Annotated in this window: 15 protein-coding genes; 2 read left to right on the forward strand and 13 right to left on the reverse strand. The window is 70.9% G+C overall.

Annotation, left to right across the window (positions count from 1 at the left end):
* Nucleotides 1-282 precede the first annotated feature (282 nt).
* The 6 genes from IEZ27_RS21965 to rpmE all read right to left on the reverse strand — a co-directional run bounded on the left by IEZ27_RS21965 (nucleotide 283) and on the right by rpmE (nucleotide 6285).
* Nucleotides 283-657, reverse strand: a complete 375-nt coding sequence (locus IEZ27_RS21965; protein WP_189648933.1) for a hypothetical protein — start codon at nucleotides 655-657, stop codon at nucleotides 283-285.
* Nucleotides 657-3329 (reverse strand): hypothetical protein, encoded by a 2673-nt coding sequence (locus IEZ27_RS21970; RefSeq protein ID WP_189648934.1) that lies wholly within the window; start codon nucleotides 3327-3329, stop codon nucleotides 657-659. The genes IEZ27_RS21965 and IEZ27_RS21970 overlap by 1 nt, the downstream gene beginning before the upstream one ends.
* Before the next feature lie 89 nt (nucleotides 3330-3418).
* Entirely contained in the window at nucleotides 3419-4066 is a 648-nt protein-coding gene (locus tag IEZ27_RS21975) for an L-threonylcarbamoyladenylate synthase (protein ID WP_189648935.1), read from the reverse strand.
* A gap of 10 nt (nucleotides 4067-4076) precedes the next feature.
* Nucleotides 4077-4931: a peptide chain release factor N(5)-glutamine methyltransferase gene (prmC, locus tag IEZ27_RS21980; RefSeq protein ID WP_189648936.1), complete on the reverse strand. Its 855-nt coding sequence runs from the start codon at nucleotides 4929-4931 to the stop codon at nucleotides 4077-4079.
* Nucleotides 4928-5980: a peptide chain release factor 1 gene (gene prfA, locus IEZ27_RS21985; RefSeq protein WP_189648937.1), complete on the reverse strand. Its 1053-nt coding sequence runs from the start codon at nucleotides 5978-5980 to the stop codon at nucleotides 4928-4930. Before prfA ends, prmC begins: the two co-directional genes overlap by 4 nt.
* A gap of 86 nt (nucleotides 5981-6066) precedes the next feature.
* Nucleotides 6067-6285: a 50S ribosomal protein L31 gene (gene rpmE / locus IEZ27_RS21990; RefSeq protein ID WP_043616312.1), complete on the reverse strand. Its 219-nt coding sequence runs from the start codon at nucleotides 6283-6285 to the stop codon at nucleotides 6067-6069.
* 220 nt (nucleotides 6286-6505) lie between these two features.
* Here rpmE and IEZ27_RS21995 point away from each other — a divergent pair, with 220 nt between their 5' ends.
* The gene (locus IEZ27_RS21995) at nucleotides 6506-7594 is read left to right on the forward strand and encodes a hypothetical protein (RefSeq protein ID WP_189648938.1); all 1089 of its coding nucleotides are present in this window, start codon (nucleotides 6506-6508) and stop codon (nucleotides 7592-7594) included.
* 40 nt (nucleotides 7595-7634) lie between these two features.
* Here IEZ27_RS21995 and IEZ27_RS22000 read toward each other — a convergent pair whose 3' ends face one another.
* The 5 genes from IEZ27_RS22000 to thrC all read right to left on the reverse strand — a co-directional run bounded on the left by IEZ27_RS22000 (nucleotide 7635) and on the right by thrC (nucleotide 14194).
* The gene (locus IEZ27_RS22000; RefSeq protein ID WP_125631685.1) at nucleotides 7635-8270 is read right to left on the reverse strand and encodes a response regulator; all 636 of its coding nucleotides are present in this window, start codon (nucleotides 8268-8270) and stop codon (nucleotides 7635-7637) included.
* 10 nt (nucleotides 8271-8280) lie between these two features.
* Nucleotides 8281-9546: a sensor histidine kinase gene (locus tag IEZ27_RS22005; RefSeq protein ID WP_229824208.1), complete on the reverse strand. Its 1266-nt coding sequence runs from the start codon at nucleotides 9544-9546 to the stop codon at nucleotides 8281-8283.
* A 154-nt stretch (nucleotides 9547-9700) separates the two neighbouring features.
* Nucleotides 9701-11731, reverse strand: coding sequence for a transcription termination factor Rho (gene rho / locus IEZ27_RS22010; protein WP_189648939.1), 2031 nt, complete (start codon nucleotides 11729-11731; stop codon nucleotides 9701-9703).
* Between the two features lie 454 nt (nucleotides 11732-12185).
* Nucleotides 12186-13091, reverse strand: a complete 906-nt coding sequence (gene thrB, locus IEZ27_RS22015; RefSeq protein ID WP_189648940.1) for a homoserine kinase — start codon at nucleotides 13089-13091, stop codon at nucleotides 12186-12188.
* Between the two features lie 44 nt (nucleotides 13092-13135).
* Nucleotides 13136-14194: a threonine synthase gene (gene thrC / locus IEZ27_RS22020; protein ID WP_125631691.1), complete on the reverse strand. Its 1059-nt coding sequence runs from the start codon at nucleotides 14192-14194 to the stop codon at nucleotides 13136-13138.
* Between the two features lie 236 nt (nucleotides 14195-14430).
* On the opposite strand from thrC, the gene IEZ27_RS22025 reads away from it, so the two are divergent.
* Nucleotides 14431-15819: a glycosyltransferase gene (locus tag IEZ27_RS22025; RefSeq protein WP_229824209.1), complete on the forward strand. Its 1389-nt coding sequence runs from the start codon at nucleotides 14431-14433 to the stop codon at nucleotides 15817-15819.
* Between the two features lie 55 nt (nucleotides 15820-15874).
* Here IEZ27_RS22025 and IEZ27_RS22030 read toward each other — a convergent pair whose 3' ends face one another.
* Together IEZ27_RS22030 and IEZ27_RS22035 are read right to left on the reverse strand one after the other, a co-directional pair.
* On the reverse strand, nucleotides 15875-17530 hold the full coding sequence (locus tag IEZ27_RS22030) for a glycosyltransferase family 2 protein (RefSeq protein ID WP_189648942.1): 1656 nt from the start codon (nucleotides 17528-17530) through the stop codon (nucleotides 15875-15877).
* Nucleotides 17527-18597, reverse strand: coding sequence for a glycosyltransferase family 2 protein (locus tag IEZ27_RS22035; RefSeq protein ID WP_189648943.1), 1071 nt, complete (start codon nucleotides 18595-18597; stop codon nucleotides 17527-17529). Before IEZ27_RS22035 ends, IEZ27_RS22030 begins: the two co-directional genes overlap by 4 nt.
* Between the last annotated feature and the right edge of the window lie 207 nt (nucleotides 18598-18804).

Raw genomic sequence — 18804 nt, forward strand, 5'->3', positions numbered from 1 at the left:
GAACGCCACGTCATCGGCCCGATCGGGCGTGCTGTGTCGGCGAGCAACCATGTACCCACCTCTCCGGCAATGCCACTAAAGACCGAAAAGTCGGTCAGCCTCGGGAACGCGGTCGCACCGCACCCGAAGGTTTGAGCCGACGACCTTGGATCGACGACCTTGGATCGGCAGCCTCCGGTCAACGGCCTTGGGACAGCGGCCTTGAGCTGGCGACTTTGAGTTGGCGCCGCAGCGCCGGGTCGCGCAGCGAGTCAGTGGCCGTGGGGTCAGGGGGGCAGCGGGTCAGGGGAAGGCGTGTGGCGCGCCGGTCTGGCTGGGGATCCATCTCGGGGTGTCGTCCGCCTCGTCGCTGATCGCGGTGAGCACGGAGTGCCGGTAGAGCGCCAGCCTGGACCGCCATTCCCGCAGGTCCTGCACATAGCGCTCGCCGACCGGGGCGTCCCAGGTCTGGGGGCTCTTGGCCAGCGCGTACGACTTGTCGAGGGCCGTGCTGAGCTTCTCCAGCATGGGCATGACGGTGTTCCAGGCGGTGATGAGGCGTTCGTAATCGGGATTGAACTCGTACGCCAGCGGCTGGTTGTCCAGCGGGCCCGCGGCCGTCACGGGAGGCATCTCGTCCCTGCCTCTGGGCTTGGGGGCGGGCGGGTCGACGTACATCACGCGCTCCTTCCCGGCATCCCTGGATCGATCTCAGCAGATGGGCCGTCCGGCCTGATGTCCTTGGCCGCCCATTCACCCCTGCCGTACGCACCGGGCGGAACCTCGACAGAGGGCATGTCGAGCGGCTGGACATCACGCGCATTGTCCACCAACACCCCAACCGCCTCCGACCGAACGCCGGGCATATCCACAACCACAACATCACCGCCCTCCCTGGCCCAGACCCCACCGGCGACATCGCCACCGCTGACGCCAGCACCGGCCTTGGGTGTGTCGAGCCCCCCGACCGAGCCATCGCCGCTTCCCGCTCCCGTGGAACCCCCGCCGTACGCGCCGCCTCCCGCCCCCGCAGAGCCCCCTCCCGAAGCGTCCCTTCCCGCAGCGTCCCCTCCGACAGCGGCGCCTCCCCCAGGTGAGACGGCGTCCCCTCCCCCGGACGGTGTGGGCGGAATCCGCACCCCACCGGAGCCGTCACCACGCCCGACCCCGCTCCCATCCGCGCCGCCACCTCCGGCCCGACCAGCATCGGGAGCACCATTGCCAGCACGGCCGCCATCAGAGGCCCCGCCGCCAGCACGGCCCCCGTCGGCGGCACCACCACCGGCCCCTCCATCGGCACGCCCACCATCTGCGTTGCCACCGGCGCCGTGCCCATAGCCACCGCCGACGTCACGACCACCGTTCGCGACACCACCGTCAGCACGCCCGCCATCGGCGTTGCCGGCGCCGGTGTCGCGGCTGCCGTTGGAGGCGCCGGCGTCGGCGCGACTGTCGTCTGCGGCGCTGCCGTCTGCGCAGGCACCACCGTCGGCGCGGCCAGTGTCCGTTGTCCCGCCGTCAGCCCGGCCACCGCCATCCGCGCGACCGGTGCCATCCCCACGACCGGTGCCGTCCGCACGGCCGGTGTCCGTTGTGCCATCGTCCGGCCGACGGATGTCCATGGGGCCGCCCGAGCCGGTGGCGTCGCCGTTGGACCGGCCGGTGCCGTTGTCGGTGCCCCCGGTTCCCCCGGTTTCTCCGGTTCCTCCCGCGCTTCCGGTGTCACCGTACGTGCCGCCCGTGCCGGTGTTCGAGTGGCCGGTGCCGCCGATGGGCTGGGTGCTGTTGCCAGGGGTGGCGTCAGTGCGGGGGTGGGAGGAGGCTGTGCCGTCCGGGTGGGTGCCTTGGGGGTTGCCCGCGTCCGATGGGGTGCCGTACGGGTGGCCGGTGGCGGCAGGTGGGTTGTGGTGGTGGCCGGCGGGGGTGCCGTTGCCGGGAGCGGTGGTCGAGGTGCCGGTGCCGCCCTCTCCTGTCGGCACCGACAACCCGTCACCGCCCCCCGCCGTAGCCGCTGACGGTGCCGACGGGCCGTCGCCGCCCCCGGCCGGGGCCGTCGGCGGCACCGAGAGCGGCGCATCGCGACCGCCCGTCGTGGACGCCGTGCCGTCGGACGTGCCCGGGACCGGGGGCGGCGTGCCGTCGGACGTGCCCGCGACCGGAGGCGGCGTACCGTCGTCGCCGGACGGGGTGCCGGGGGCGACGGAGCCGGTCGGGCCGTCCGGCTGGATGTACTTGGGAGCCCCTTCGCCGAGGCCGTAATCGCCCTTGGGAGCCTGTACGTCCGGCATGTCCATCGGTGGGATGTCCCGCGCGCGGTCCACGACCGGCCTGTTCAGGGCGTCCGGATCGGGTCTGCCGGCGTTGACGGAGGCGGCGTCGCTGCCGTCGTTCGCCCAGGTGTCGGGGTTCGGGGCGCCGTCGGCGCGGACGGTGGGCATGTCGGCGGGCTGGACGTGGTCGGTGTTCCTGAGCAGGGACTCCAGTTGGTCGGCCGTGGGCGGGTCTATGGGGACCTGGAGGACCTTCACACCGTCGACCACCACGATCTGGGGTTTGTGTGCGTCGTCCGGCTGGTCCTTCGCGGGGACGTTGGTCGTGCCGGTGTCCGCCTCCGCTCCCCGGTCGCGTCTGCTGTCCTGGTCGGGGGCCTTGGGGTCGTCGGCGGTCGAGCCGTCGCCGGTACTGGAGTCGGGGCCGGAGTCGGTTCCGGGGTTGGTCTTGGAGTCGTTTCCGCTGGTCCCGGTGTTCTTGTCGGCGTCGTCGCACGCCTTCCCGTCGCCGTCCGACCTGGCACCGTCGTCGCCGGTCCTCGCGTTGTCGCCCGTCTTGTGGTCGCCCGTCTTGTGGTCGCCGCCCGTCTTGGCGTCGTGGTCCTTCGGGGCGGGGGGATCGGACGGCTTCGGATCGGCGGGCTTCGGGTCGGTGTGCTCGCGGGTGTAGGGGTGGGCGGGGGTGGTGTCGGGCTCTTTGGGGGTGGAGGGGTGCGCCGGGGTGGGATCGGGGTTTTTGGGGGTCGCGTCGGCGCGCGGGTTGTCGTACTTGTCGTTGCGGGTGCCGGGGAGGTCCTTCGGCTCGTCGGTCGTGCCGCCGCCGCCCGTCTTCGACGTGTCGCCCAGCTTGCCGTCGGCCCGCTTCTCCAGTGTGGCCAGCCGCGTGTTGACGTCCTTGACCATCTGGTCGGCGGAGTCGGCCACCTGGACCGGACGATGTGTGCTCCTCGCGGCCAGCCCGGCACGGCTCAACGTAGCCCTGACCTGGTCCTCGACCGTACGCAACTCCGAGGACGCGTGCTTGACCTCGGTCAGCAGGTCACGGACCAACTGGGGATCCATGCCGTCGAACTTGCCCATGGGCCACTCCCGGGACGTGTCGCCGTTCCGGGACTCACCGTAATCGCGGCGACCGCGTCACCGCAGCCGGGATAAAGAGACGGTATACGTCAGTCGTCTGTGGCGACGTAACCGATGATGCCGCGCAGCTTCTCCACCGGGATCGCGCCGCGGCGCAACATCCGGGGCACCGCCGTGGTGAGGTCGAGGATGGTCGAGGGCGTGTTGTCGGTGGTCTTGCCGCCGTCGAGGTAGACCGCGACCGAGTCGCCGAGCTGCTCCTGGGCCTCCTCGGCCGTCGTCGCCGCGGGGGCGCCGGAGCGGTTGGCGCTGGAGACGGCCATCGGGCCGGTCTCCTTGAGCAGGTCGAGCGCGACCGGGTGGAGCGGCATCCGGACGGCGACCGTGCCCTTGGTGTCGCCCAGGTCCCAGGAAAGGGCCCTGTTGGCCCTGCAGACCAGCGTGAGCGGCCCGGGCCAGAAGGCGTCGATGAGATCCTGCCCGTAGGGCCCGAGGTCGTCCACGAGCGCTGTGGCGGCTCTGACGGTGCCCACGAGCACGGGGGGCGGCATCTCGCGGCCACGCCCCTTGGCGTCGAGCAGCGCGGTGACGGCCGGCGGCATGAACGCGTCGGCGCCGATGCCGTAGACGGTGTCGGTCGGCAGCACGACCAGCTCGCCGCGGCGCACGGCGGTGGCCGCCTCGATCAGGCCCTCGGCCCGCTGGTCGAGGTCGGAGCAGTCAAAGCGTCTTCCCACGGCGTGCATCCTAGTCCTGGCCGAGCCTGGCCGTGACGAAGCGGTCCCTTCGGGTGAGGTCCTGGCGCAGGCGTACGTCGCGCCAGCCGTTGTCCTCGGGGAAGGTCAGGTAGACCGCCCGGCCCTGCTCGTCGGCGTGTTCGACGGCCACCCAGCCGCCGGGACGCAACAGGCGGCGGGCGGTGCGCTCGACCGCGCGCACCTCGCCGAGCCCGTCGTCGCCGGAGCCGTACAGGGCTCTGGAGGGGTCGTAGTCGCGGACCTCGGGGTCGCGCGGGATGGCGCCGGGCGGGATGTACGGCGGGTTGGAGATGACCAGGTCGACCTTGCCGTTGAGCTCGGGAAGCGCTCCGGCGAGGTCTTCCGGGTGCAGATGCGTACGCCCTTGGCCCAGCTCGGAGATGTTGCGCTTGGCCCAGCTGTAGGCCGCCGGGTCGACCTCGACGGCGTGCACCTCGGCCAGCGCGACCTCCTGGGCGATCGACAGCGCGATGGCCCCCGAGCCCGTGCCGAGGTCGACGACGAGCGGCGCGGTGACGTCCATGGCGCGCAGGGTCTCGATCGCCCACCCGGCCATGACCTCGGTCTCCGGCCGCGGCACGAACACGCCGGGGCCGACCGCGAGCTCCAGGTAGCGGAAGTAGGCGTGGCCGGTGATGTGCTGCAGCGGCTCACGCGCCTCCCGCCGGGCGATGCCCTCCCAGAACAGCGCGTCGAAGTCGGAGTCCTTGACCGTGTGGAGCTCGCTCCTGCGCACGCCGTGGACGAACGCCGCGATCTCCTCCGCGTCCGTGCGCGGCGAAGGCACACCTGCCTCGGCCAGCCGAGCGGTGGCGAGAGCGATCTCGTCCAGCAGAAATGTCATGAGTGTTGTGCGAGCTTCTCCGCCATCTCGGCGTCGATGAGTGCCTGGGTGACGGCGTTGAGCTCACCGTCGAGAACCTGGTCGAGGTTATACGCCTTGAAGCCTACGCGGTGGTCGGAAATCCGGTTCTCAGGGAAGTTGTACGTGCGGATGCGCTCGGAGCGGTCGACCGTCCGCACCTGCGACTTGCGCTCGGCCTGCGCCGCGGCGTCGGCCTGCTCCTGGGCCACGGCCAGCAGGCGCGCACGCAGGATGCGCATCGCCGACTCCTTGTTCTGGAGCTGGCTCTTCTCGTTCTGGCAGGAGACGACCACGCCCGTGGGCAGGTGGGTGATGCGTACGGCCGAGTCGGTCGTGTTGACGCTCTGGCCGCCGGGGCCGCTGGAGCGGTAGACGTCGATGCGCAGGTCGTTGGGGTCGATCTGGACGTCGACCTCCTCCGCCTCCGGGTAGACCAGCACGCCGGCCGCGCTCGTGTGGATGCGGCCCTGGGACTCGGTGACGGGCACCCGCTGCACGCGGTGGACGCCGCCCTCGTACTTGAGCCTGGACCACACGCCCTCGTCGCCCTTGGCCTTGATGCCGACCGTGACGTCCTTGTAGCCGCCGAGGTCGGAGGGCTGGGTGTCGATGATCTCGGTCTTCCAGCCGAGACGCTCGGCGTAGCGCAGGTACATCCGCAGCAGGTCGCCGGCGAACAGCGCGGACTCCTCGCCGCCCTCGCCCGCCTTGATCTCCATGATGATGTCCTTGTCATCGTTGGGATCGCGCGGGATGAGAAGGTGCTTGAGCTTCTCCTCAAGCTGCGGGATGCGCTCTTCGATCTCGGCCGCCTCGGCCGCGAACCCCTCGTCCTCGCCGGCCAGCTCCTTCGCGGCGGTCAGGTCCTCGCGGGACGAGTCCAGCTCGCGGTAGGTGCTGACGATCGGCGTGAGCTGGCTGTAGCGCCTGCCGAGGGTGCGGGCCTTGTTCTGGTCGGCGTGCACGGCGGGATCGGCAAGCTGCAGCTCCAGCTCGGAATACTCCTTGAGCAACTCGTCGAGGTTCACCGTGGGTCCTTCAGTGGTTTGACTGCCGTTTCACCAACAACGCCGACCCGGCGCACGCGAATGCGGCCGGGTCGGCGTCGGTGAAGCTACTTGCCCGTGGCCTTCTTGCCGAAACGCTTCTCGAAGCGAGCCACCCGGCCGCCCGTGTCGAGGATCTTCTGCTTGCCCGTGTAGAACGGGTGGCAGGCCGAGCACACGTCGGCGTGGATGACGCCGTTCTTCGCGGTGCTGCGGGTGGTGAACGTGTTACCGCAAGAGCAGGAGACCTGCGTCACGTGGTAATCGGGGTGGATGTCGCGCTTCATCGCTGTCCTTTCGGGCTGCGGCCGCCGGGTCGCCTTCACGCATGGCGTGAACCGGAACCGCAAAATGGTCAGCTACCAGTGTGCCAGATCGTGTAACCAACCCAGGCCATCGGGCATTCCCGCGATCTTCATGACGCGACCACGTGCGCCACACTAGGCTCCTTTGCACAAACTATCACTTTTCCCTCAAATGGGACTTAGCCAAAGGATCATCCAACTGATGAAGAGAAGGGTGCGGTTGCTCCTGGCGACCGCCACGGGGGCCGCCGTTCTCCTCGGGGGCGCGGGGCTGTCCGCCACCGGCGCGTCGGCCGCCGCGTACGCGGCGGCCGACGACTTCACGGGGGACGCGTCGGCGAGCGCGTACGTCCCGCTGGACAAGGACATCGACGCCACCGTCACGCTCAAGCTCAGGAACCCGGACACCGCCACCAGCGTGACCGGGTCCATCGAGCCTCCCGGCAAGTCGGCGCGCACGGTGACGTTCGACTTCACGCCGAGCACCTCGACCTCGACCCCCACCACCACGCCGACCACCACGCCCTCCCCGGCCGCCGACAAGTCGGTCACCGGCAAGTGGACGATCGGCAAGGACGACCCGGCGGGCGACTGGAAGCTCACCGTCAACGTCGCCCGTACGGGCGGCAGCGGCGGCGGCGCCAGCACCTTCACCGTCAAGGTGTCCGGCAAGCAGGGCATCTCGGGCGCGAACGTCACGCCGGACCCCGTCCAGCTCGTCAAGGGCAAGGACACCAGGGTCACGGTCGAGGCGTCGGTGAAGGACGCGGGCACGGTCTCGGCCAAGCTCGTCAGCGACGCCACCAGCGAGTACTACGACCTCGGCGACCTGTCCAAGGAGTCCGACGGCTACTACCGGGGCGTCACGTACTTCAGCGACGACACCACCGAGGGCGCCTGGACCCTTGAGGTGTACGCCACCCGCGGCGGCCAGACGCTCAAGGGCGAGGCGTCGTTCTCGGTCGTCGCCCCCGCGGGCGGCGCGTCCAAGAAGACGAAGACCCGGGTGACGATCTCGGCCCCCAACAAGGTGAACAAGGGCCGCGCGTTCAAGGTGTACGGCAAGGTCTACCGCGGCACCAAGGCGTACAAGAACAAGATCGTCGAGGTGTACTTCAAGACCAAGGGCACCAAGACGTACAAGTTCATGGGGTACGCCAAGGCCACCTCGACCGGTAAGTACAGCAAGACGTTCAAGGGCAAGAAGGACGGCTACTTCCAGGTCAAGGTGCCCGGCACGAGCAAGACGCGCAGCTCCCTGTCGCCGCAGGAGTTCGTGGACGTGAGGTAGCGGGTACGGCCCGCATCCCCAACCCCGGGTGCAGGCCGTATCAGCGACCCAGGTACGTCAGAACGGCGAGCACTCGCCGATGGTCCTCGGGCGCGGGCCCGAGGGCCAGCTTGGCGAAGATGCCGGACACGTGTTTCTCCACCGCCCCTTCGGTGACGACCAGCCTGGAGGCGATGGCGGTGTTCGAACGGCCCTCCGCCATCAGGGCCAGGACCTCGCGCTCCCGGGGGGAGAGCAGGTCGAGCGGGGCGCCCCTGCGCCGGCGGCTGAGCAGTTGCACGACGACCTCCGGGTCGATGACCGTGCCGCCCGCCGCGACCTCCCGCACCGCCTCCATGAACTCGGCCACGTCGGCCACCCGCTCCTTCAGCAGGTAGCCGACGGCCCTGCCGATCAGCTCGCCCGCGTAGCGCTCCTCGACGTACTGGGACAGGACCAGGATCGGGAAGTCGGGCCTGGCCGCGCGGACCTTCAGCGCCGCCCGCAGCCCCTCGTCGGTGTGGCTGGGCGGCATGCGCACGTCGACGATCGCCAGGTCGGGCTCGTGTTCGAGGACCGCGGACACCAGCGCGGGCCCGTCGGAGACCGCCGCGACCGTCTCGAACCCGCCGTCGGCCAGCAGCCGCGCCAGCCCCTCGCGCAACAGTACGGAATCCTCGGCGATGACCACGCGCATGAGCACATGACTACCATTCGCAGGGCAGCTCCGCACGCACGATCGTCGGCCCTCCGACGGGGCTGTGCAGCACGAGCACGCCGTCGATGGTGGCCGCCCGGTCGGCCAGACCCGACAACCCGCCGTCCGGCGTGACGGCCGCGCCGCCGATGCCGTTGTCCCAGACGTCCACGACCACACCGCGGTCGTCCCTGAACACCGTCACCGACGCCTCGCTCGCGCCCGAGTGCTTGGCGAGGTTGGTCAGCGCCTCGGCGACGGTGAAGTACGCGATGCTCTCCACGGCGGCGGGCGGCCGTTCGGCCAGTTCGACGGAGACGTCCACGTGCACCGGCGCCCGCGCGGCCAGCCCCGACAGCGCCGCGTCGAGCCCCCGGTCGGTGAGGATGGCCGGGTGGATGCCCCTGGCCAGGTTGCGCAGCTCGGCGATGGCCGCCTTGGTGCCCGCGTGGGCCTGGGCGATCAGCGTCCTGGCCTCCTCCGGGTCGGTGTCGAACTTGGCCTGCGCGCGTCCCAGGTCCACCGCCACCGACAGCAGCCGCTGCTGGGCGCCGTCGTGCAGGTCACGTTCGATCCTGCGGCGTTCGGACTCGGCCGCGTCGATGCCCCTGGCCCTGCTGGCCCGCAACCGCTCCTCCTCGCTGCCGCCGAGCAGCACCGTGCCGAGCGTGCCGTGCAGCCAGGCCATCCCCCGTACGAGATAGGCCGTCAGGACGAGCAGCAGCACCCCGAACGCGCCCGCCAGCAACGCGCCCGGCCAGTTGTCGACGACGAGTCCGCTGTCGACGCCGCCCAGGACGTACAGGACGCGCGCAAGGGGCACGAAGAGCAACATCGCCGTCGCCGTCCACAGGACGACCGACAGGGCGGACTCGACCAGGCCCAGCGGCAGCAGCATGAGCAGGTAGCCGAGGTCCTGCCAGGTGGCCTTGTCGCCCAGCAGCCAGGTGAGATGCGCCAGCAACCCGCCCTCGGGCCGGCCCCGGTACGGATCGGCGATCCGCACCCCGAACGCCGCCCGCAACAACCGCCGCTCCACCATCGCGCCGCCGCGCCACATCAGCACGGCCGCCATCGTCAGCGGCAGGCCCACCCAGACGACCACCAGCGGCACCGCCAGCGCCGTCGCCAGAGTCACCACGACGAACCAGACCAGTCCGAACCCCCCGCTGACCAGCAGGTAAGGAGCCGCCCGCCAGGTCATGGGGTCCACCAGCACCCCTAACGGCCCCTTCGGCCCGAACGCCACCCTGTCCTTCATCCGCACCGATCGCATGCCCCCAGCCTGCCGGGCGGCGACGGCGAGGTGAATGGAGCGAGCGCCAGACCCGACCGGGGGTTAACCCCACCCCCGGACCATGGCCCGTCCGGCACACGAAAGGGCGGCGAGGAGATGAACTCCCCGCCGCCCTTTCGAGAACGCGCGGCCGCTAGTCGCGGTCGTTGCTCACCGTGGTCTTCTGGACCTGCAGAAGGAACTCGGCGTTGGACTTGGTCTCCTTCATCTTCTCCAGGAGAAGCTCAAGAGCCTGCTGCATGTCCAGCGCGTGCAGCACCCGGCGCAGCTTCCAGACGATCTGGAGCTCATCCTTGGCCATGAGGATCTCTTCCTTACGCGTGCCGGACGCGTCCACGTCGACCGCGGGGAAGATGCGCTTGTCGGCCAGGGAGCGGTTGAGCTTGAGCTCCATGTTGCCGGTGCCCTTGAACTCCTCGAAGATGACCTCGTCCATCTTGGACCCGGTCTCGACCAGGGCCGTGGCGAGGATCGTCAGCGAGCCGCCGTTCTCGATGTTGCGGGCGGCGCCGAAGAAGCGCTTGGGCGGGTAGAGCGCCGTGGAGTCGACACCACCCGACAGGATGCGACCGGAGGCCGGGGCCGCCAGGTTGTAGGCGCGGCCCAGTCGCGTGATCGAGTCGAGCAGGACGACCACGTCGTGGCCCAGCTCCACCAGGCGCTTGGCGCGCTCGATGGCCAGCTCGGCGACCGTGGTGTGGTCCTCGGCCGGACGGTCGAAGGTCGAGTGGATGACCTCGCCCTTGACCGACCGCTGCATGTCGGTGACCTCTTCGGGACGCTCGTCCACGAGCACGACCATCAGGTGGCACTCGGGGTTGTTGCGGGTGATCGCGTTGGCGATCGCCTGCAGCACCATCGTCTTACCGGCCTTCGGCGGCGAGACGATCAGACCGCGCTGGCCCTTGCCGATCGGCGAGACGAGGTCGATGATCCGCGTGGTGAGGATGTTCGGCTCGGTCTCAAGGCGCAGGCGCTCCTGCGGGTAGAGCGGCGTCAGCTTGTTGAAGTCGGGCCGGTTGCGGGCCTGCTCCGGGTCCATGCCGTTGACGGTGTCGAGGCGGACCAGGGCGTTGAACTTCTCGCGGCGCTCGCCGTCGCGCGGCTGGCGCACGGCGCCGGTGATGACGTCGCCCTTGCGCAGGCCGTTGCGGCGGATCTGGGCCAGCGAGACGTAGACGTCGTTGCTGCCCGGCAGGTAGCCGCTCGTCCTGACGAACGCGTAGTTGTCGAGGATGTCGAGGATGCCGGCGATCGGGATGAGCACGTCGTCGTCGCCGATGACGGGCTCGGTGCTGTCGAAGCGGTCACGGCCGCGGCCGCGGTTGCGCTCCCTGAAGCGGCCCCTGCGGCCACGCCCGCCGCGGTCGTCGTCATCCATGCCGCCACGCTGGTCACCGCGCTGGTCAGCGCGCTGGTCACCACGGTCACCGCGCTGGTCGGCACGGTCACCACGCTGGTCGGCACGATCACCACGCTGCTCACCGCGGTCGCCGCGGTCGCCGCGCTGGTCGCCGCGGCCGCCGGCGTCCGTGGCGCGCTGGTCGCCGCGGCTGCTCTCGGCACGGCCGCCCTCACCGCGGTCGGTGCGGTCGGCGCGGTCGGCGCGCTCGCCGCGGTCACTGCGCTCGCCACGCTCACGGCGCTCGCCGCGGCTGCGCCGCTCACGACGGCTCTCGCGCTCGCCCCGCGTGTCGGCCTGACCGGCGTCCACGACCTGGGCCTGCTGCTCGACGACCGGCTCGGCCGGCGCGGCCACGGGCTCGGGGGCCGCGGCCACCGGCTCTGCGGCCTGCGGTGCGGCCTCCTCGGCCGGCTTGGTGCGGGAACGTTCCCTGCGTGTACGGGTGGGTCGCTCGGCCGCGGGAGGCGCTGCCTCCGTCACGACGGGCGCCGCCTCAACCGCGGGTGCCGCCGGAGCGCCGTCTCCGGAGGCGCCACCCTGCTTCTCCTGGATGGCCGCGATGAGCTGGCTCTTCCGCATGCGCCCGGTCCCGCTGATGCCCAGTTCCGCGGCCATCTTCTGCAGCTCGGGCAGCACCTTGGCGGACAGGCCGGTGCCGGAGCGACGCGCACGAGGCTTGGCCGCGGCGCGGGTGGGGGTGTCGCCGGACGCGGGCTGAGCGCCTGATGCGTCGGAGAGGAGTTCGGTGGTGTCGCTCAACTAATAGGTCCTTCCCAGGGGTCGGGCGCCGGTTTTGTTCTGCCGGGCGTCCCGGAGGTGCTTGCGACCCGGCGGGACAGACCGGGTCGGGGTGCACGTTGCGATCTTCGGCTGTCGCGGACGGCCGCCACTCTTGGGGAGGGGTTCGTCCAGGCCGCCACAGGACCGTGGCGCGTGGCTGACACCCCCCAGATTGCTGTCGCCAACCAGATGTCGATGTGTGTCGAACGCGCAGGTCCCCGTCGTCGCCGCCTCACGTTGAGCCAACCGGGTGTGGGCCAACCGGAGGCAACGGATTCCGGGGAGACAGCCGCGCTGCTCACGCCTCGCGACGTGAAACATGATGCAGCGATGTATGGCTGACAAGCACGCACCCACCAAGGGGGCATCTGGTGCGGCTATCAGCCTAACATCACCAGCGCACACGGCTATTCCCTGAAGGTCTAAAGAGGCATCAGCGTGTCTCGGGGAACTGAACGTTCGCACCAACCGGGTCGACGTCCATTTGCTGGATGTGCCAGTCATTACCCACTTCTGGCGCGATCAAATCCTGCGTATCCGGTGACGAAAACGCAAGAACCGTGGGACCCGCCCCCGAAACGACCGCGGGCACGCCGACTGCACGCAGACGTTCTACCAGATGCGCGCTCTCCGGCATGGCAGGCGCGCGGTAGGGCTGGTGGAGACGGTCTTCGGTGGCGGCGAGCAACAGATCGGGTTCCGGCCGCGAGGTCAGCGCGGCGATCAGCAACGCGGCCCTGCCGGCGTTGAAGGAGGCGTCCTTGTGGGGCACGTCCTTCGGCAACAGCCCCCGAGCGGTCTCCGTGGACAACCGCGTAGAAGGTACGACGGCGACCGGACGGACCCTCTCGTCGGGGGCCAGCTTCACCATACGCGGTACGCCCACGTGGTCGGTCCAGGCCACCGTCAGGCCCCCGGCCAGGCACGGAGCGACGTTGTCGGGGTGGCCCTCCATCTCGGTGGCCAGGGCGAAGACGTCGTCGTCGGACAGGTCGGCGTCGCTCAGCGCGCGGGCGGCCAGGATGCCGGCGCAGACGGCCGCCGAGGACGAGCCGAGGCCGCGCGCGTGCGGGATGCGGTTGACGCAGCGCAGGCGGATGCCCTCGGGCTGCGGCGCTCCCATGCGGGCGTACGCCTCGCGCATGGCTCTGATGACGAGGTGTCCCTCGCCGAGGTCGACCTCGCCCGCGCCTTCGCCCTCCACGCTCACACGCACACCGGGCTCGGCGGTGAGCGTGGCCTCCACGTCGTCGTAGAGGGTGAGCGCGAGGCCGAGCGCGTCGAAGCCGGGCCCCAGGTTGGCGGACGTGGCCGGCACGCGGATTCGCACCGTCGTCATTGGTTCACGATTCCCTTGTCATTCGCTCACTCCACGTGCATGCCTCAGGCGAGGTTGAGCGCCGCGGCGGCGGCGTGCACGTCGATCGGGATGACCACCGGGGCGGGCGCGCCCGAGATGGCCCAGTCGGGGTCCTTCAGGCCGTTGCCGGTGACCGTGCAGACGATGCGCTGCCCGGGCTCGACAAGGCCCTGGGAGTGCGCCTGGAGCAGCCCCGCGACGCTCGCCGCCGAGGCCAGCTCCACGAACACGCCCTCCTCCTGGGCCAGCAGCTTGTACGCCGCCGCGATCTGCCGGTCGGTCACCGCCTGGATGACGCCGCCGGACTCGTCGCGCGCGGCGGTGGCCAGGCCCCAGGACGCGGGGTTGCCGATGCGGATCGCCGTGGCGATCGTGTGGGGGTGGGCCACCGGCGCGCCCTCGACGATCGGCGCCGAGCCGCTGGCCTGGAAGCCGAACATGCGCGGCCGCTTCGTCGAGATCCCGTCCTCGGCGTACTCCTGGTAGCCCATCCAGTAGGCCGAGATGTTGCCGGCGTTGCCGACCGGGATGCAGTGGATGTCGGGGGCGTCGCCGAGCGCGTCGACGATCTCGAACGCCGCCGTCTTCTGCCCCTGCAGCCGGAACGGGTTGACCGAGTTGACCAGGGCGATCGGGTAGTCGGCCGACAGCTTGCGGGTCATCTCCAGGCAGTCGTCGAACGACCCCTCGACCTGCAGCAGCGTGGCCCCGTGGACGAGCGCCTGCGCCAGCTTGCCCATCGCGATCTTGCCCTTCGGCACCAGCACGGCGCAGGTCAGCCCCGCGCGTACGGCGTAGGCCGCCGCGGAGGCCGAGGTGTTGCCCGTGGAGGCGCAGATGACCGCCTTGGCGCCTTCCTCGACCGCCTTGCTGATGGCCATGGTCATGCCGCGGTCCTTGAAGCTGCCGGTCGGGTTCGCCCCCTCGACCTTCAGGTAGACCTCGCACCCCGTCAGCTCCGAGACCCGGCGGGCCGGGACGAGCGGGGTGCCGCCTTCGAGCAGCGTGACGACGGGCGTCTTCGTGGTGACCGGAAGACGCTCTCGGTACTCCTCGATGAGGCCACGCCACGACCTGCCCATGATGACTCCCTACCTGCGCTGTTGGGCACCGAGTGTACGGGGTGCGCGGACCTGGCGCGGATCCGCGTCCAATGGCTGGACAGGTCATTGGACAGGGGCACTATTCAGGAAATTCTCAGCATCTCCCGATAAGGTCTCGGCAGGGGGTCACCATGAACGCGCGTCCTGCTTTGAGGCAGAACGACTATTCACCAGTAGTGCCGCCGGAGCTCGGGGCCTGGTCACCGAATCTGTCCGTGAGCGTGGTGATACCCGCGCACGGTGGGCAGGACAAGCTGGAGCTGACGCTGGCCGCGCTGGCCGCACAGACGTACCCGGACCATCTCATGGAGGTCCTGGTGGTGGACGACGGCAGCGCGCCGCCCGTCCGGCTGCCGGAGATCCGGCCGGTCAACACGAGGCTCGTCCCGGTGCGTGACGGCTGGGGCATCTCGAACGCGGTCAACACCGGCGCCAAGTCCGCCGACGGGGAGATCATCCAGCGGCTCGACGCCGACATGGTCGCCTGCCGCGAGCACATCGAGGCCCTGGCCCGCTGGCACCACGAGACCGACTACCTGGTCACGATCGGGATGAAGAAGTTCGTGGACGCGCCGCCGGTCACCGCCCGGCAGGTCTTCCGCGCAGCGCGCCTGGACGAGGTGTTCGACCTGGCCGGGGCCGTGTCCAGCTCGACCGAGGCGACGATCGAGAAGACCGACGGGCTGCGCAGGAGCCGTAATCCGTACCACGTGTGCACCGGGCCGACCTTCGCCCTGCGCCGCGAGGTCTTCGACGCCGTGGGCGGGCTCGACCCGACCGTGGTGCGCGGCGAGGACACCGAGTTCTCCTACCGGCTGGCCATGCACGGCGTGGTGTTCGTGCCCGACCCGGCCGCGCAGGCGGTGCATCTCGGGTTGCCGGCGCAGCACCGCGACAGGGAGCGGGCCGTTCGGGCGGTGGAGCCGTACCTGGCGCACCGGATCCCGCTCCGCCGTGACCTGCGCAAGGACCGGGGGCGGCGGTGGCTGGTGCCGTACGTGGAGATCGTGCTGGACGTCACGGACACCTCCGAGTCGGTGGTGCGGCGGGCGGTGGCGGCGGCCCTGGACGGCAAGCTCCAGGACGTCGTCGTGACGCTGGTCGGGCCCTGGTCGCGGCTCAACGACGGGCGGCGGGCCGTGTTGTCCGACCCGTGCTTCGAGCTGCGGCTGATGCGCGACCTGTTCGCCCATGACGAACGCATCCGGCTCATCGACGAGGCCGCGCCGACGCCGTCGCCCACGCCGTTCCGCTACCGGGGGCCGGTGGACGTGCCGCTGCACCGGGCGACGCTGGAGCGCATGGTCGAGTCAGTGCAGAAGGACCTGGCGGGGGTGCTCGTCGTGGACCTGCCCGACGGGCGCACGGCCCGGCTCGAACGCACCTCGGCGCTGGGTCGGGCGCTGCTGCTGGCCGGTCCGGGCGCGGATCTCGACGACGTCGTCGAGGGCACCCATGGCGTACGGCACGAGCCGCCGGACCGCTACTGGCCCGCGCCTCCGCAGCCGGAGCCGGTCACGATCCCCGCGCCGGTGACCGTGACGGTGGAGCCGCCGGAGAACACCCTGCTCAGACGCCTGAAGTCGGCCCTGCGGCCGAACTGACCCCCGTCCCGCTCCGGAAAGCTCGCGGGGCGGGGTGTGGGCGGCGCGTGGGCGGTCAGCCGCGCAGGCGTCTGCCGAGGGCGCGTTTCATCGTGGCGGACAGCAGCGTGCGCAGGCTCTGCTGCGCGCGGTTCGCGGCGGCGAGCTGGCGGCGCAGGGTGCTCACGTCCCGCCGCAGCTCGACGGCCGTCTTGCGCCACCGCGTGGCCTCGTCCTTCCACTTGGTCACCTGCGCGCGCAGGCGGTCGGCCTCCCTGGCCAGCCTGGCCAGCTCGGCCTGTGCCTCCATCCGCGCCCGGTACGCCCCGCGCCGGCCGATCGGGGGCGCGGCCTCCGTGGTGAACCCGTACGTCTCGCCCTCGACCCAGGACACGCCCGACACGGCGTCCACCACGTCGTCGAGGTCGGCGGAGTCACCGTGGTCACCGAGGTCGGCGACCGTCATGCGGGCCCTGGCGAAGGCGGAGGCACGTTCCAGCCGGGCCGCGACGACGCCCTGCGAGGACTCCCCCAGCAGCACGGCCACCAGGCCGAGCCCCTCGTCGCGGGCCAGGTCGAGCAGGACGGCGAGGGTGTCCTCGCCGGGGATCCAGCCGGGCGGCAGGCGCAACACGAACGGCGTGGCCGGATCGATCTCCTCGGCCGTGGCCAGGCGCACCTTGGGGTCGTGCAGGTAGTGGCCGTGGACCAGCGCGAGGTCGAGGCCGGGGTCGTCGAGCGGGGCGCGGCGCTCGCGGTCCAGGGTGTCCCAGGGGCCGAGCAGGAGCACCGACAGGTCCGCGACGGTGCCCGCGAGCAGCGCGTCCACCGTCGCGCGCACGCTGTCGTAGCCCGCCGTGCCGTCCACGACGGCGGTGACGTACGGGACCTTCCACTGCCGCGACGGATGGGAACGCAACCACCGGTAGGCCGGGATGCGGTCGGCCACGAACGCGTGGCTCACCCGGTCGATGGACAGCTTGTCGCGCATGCGCATGGTCGGGCCGAGATGGTAGGCGAGGGCGCGCGGCTCGGGCACGAACACGGCGCCGGCCTGGCCCAGCCGGTAGCCCATCTCGGTGTCCTGGCCGAGGATCAGCTCGTCGTCCATGGGTCCGGCGGCCTCGATCAGGCGGGCGCCCACGGACGTCGCGCCGCCGACGTGCAGGCTGAAGGGGCGCTGGGGGTTGGCGGTGAGGCCGTCGGTGCGTTCGACGAGGTCGACGATCCAGGTGTGCGGCTCGGCGGGCTCGAAGTGCTCTTCGAGGTCGGCGGGCAGCTCGGCGGGCACCTTCGCGCCGGTGAACCTGATGTAGCCGGTCACGACCAGGTACGGCGCCGCGTGGTGCCAGCGCATGTGGGCCTCGACGGCGCCCGGGGTGAGGACGACGTCGGAGTCGAGCCAGTGGATCACCTCGCCGGTCGCCTCGGCCAGACCGGCGTTGCGGGCGTTCGCGCGGCCGGGCTGGGGACAGACGATCAGGCGGGTGCGCTCGGGGCGTACGGCGGGCAACCGCAGGGGCGGGGCGCTGCCGTTGTCGACGACGACGACCTCGGTGAGCGCGGCCGGGTAGGTCTGGCGGGCCAGCCCGGCCAGCACCAGGTCCAGCTTGTCCTGGCCGCCGTAGGCCGGGATCACCACGCTGACCGTGAGGGACGGGGTGAGGTCCTCCTGGAGCCGGAGCACGCGGTAGTCGTTGCCGCGCACCGGCGGGTTCTGGCTCGGGTTCATGCGCTTTCCATCAGCAGGCTCGGCCGGAAGCCGCGCCATTGGTTCGTGGCGACCCTGACGAAATGCGCCAGGGGCAACTGCCAGGTGTGCTCGTCGGTGAGCCCTCGGCGCAGGACGTAGCCGAGGCCGTGGGTGCGATACGTACGCGCCCCGATCTTTTGTGCCGCTTTGAGGAACTCGAGATCAACCGCACGCGGTAGCGCAGGAAATCCACCAATTTCCCGAAATTTCGCGCTTTGGAGCAAAATGGTGCCTCCAGCCACGTGATCTGCCCAAACCTCGCTAGGGTACGCCGCCCCACTGGCGAACGTCGTACGCCGGATCGTGGCGCGCAACGGCTCCAGGTAGAAGAACTCGGCCGTCGTGCCCACCACGTCGGCCCCCGCGTACGAGCGGGCCATGACGAGGTCGGACAGGTGGTCGGGACCGTACCAGTCGTCGTCGTCCCACTTGGCCAGGTAGTCGCCCGAGGCCATGGCGGCGGCCCGGTTCAGCACCTCGCCGAACGGCACCGACCGCGCCGCCTCGACCCACCTGACGGGCAGCGAGCACGCCTCGACGGCCGCGCGTACCTGCTCGAACGCCACCCCGTGCAGCCCGATCAGCACCTCCGCCTCGACGCCGCGCTGCCGTTCCATCTGGGCCAGCGCCGCGCCGACCAGACCGGGCCGCTTGGTCGACATGACGATGCTGACCGACACGCGGGCCGGCCGGTGGACCAGCCGGCGCAGACGTACGCTGTGCTCCTCCCGCCGCAGGTCGGCCAGGCTGCGCGCGGTGCCGTCGGCGGGCTGGGCGAGCCAGTCGCGGTCGGTGAGCAGCGCGGCCAGGTCGCCCGGCACCCACGCGGGGGCGTCCTGGGCGGTCAGCGGGATCCCGGCCCCGGCCAGGCCGGTCAGGCCGTCGAGCGGCACCGGCGCGCCGGGCCAGTCGATCTCCAGCCCGCGCAGGGAATGCGGCTCGGACGCCTCGGGCGGCCCGCCGTCGACCCGCCATCCGTCCGCCCAGTGGAGCCGGGCGAACCCCTTGCCCGGCGTACGCGTGAAGCCGCAGGGGGTGACGGACATGGGACGTGCTCCTCGGCCGGACGAGACGTGATCGGCGCCTACCTTACGCCCGTTTTACTCATCAGTAGACAGACGGGCAGCTTTCGCATGACGGGCGGCGCAGGTCGTGGGGCGGAGGGTTCCCAGTTTTCCTACAGGAACTTATGGCACGGTAGTGCTCGGGGTTTATTAAGGTGTCAATAATCCGACCCGGCCCCTATGCCAGAC

Origin of the sequence: Nonomuraea spiralis, from assembly GCF_014648435.1 — a bacterium.
Lineage (GTDB): Bacteria > Actinomycetota > Actinomycetes > Streptosporangiales > Streptosporangiaceae > Nonomuraea > Nonomuraea spiralis.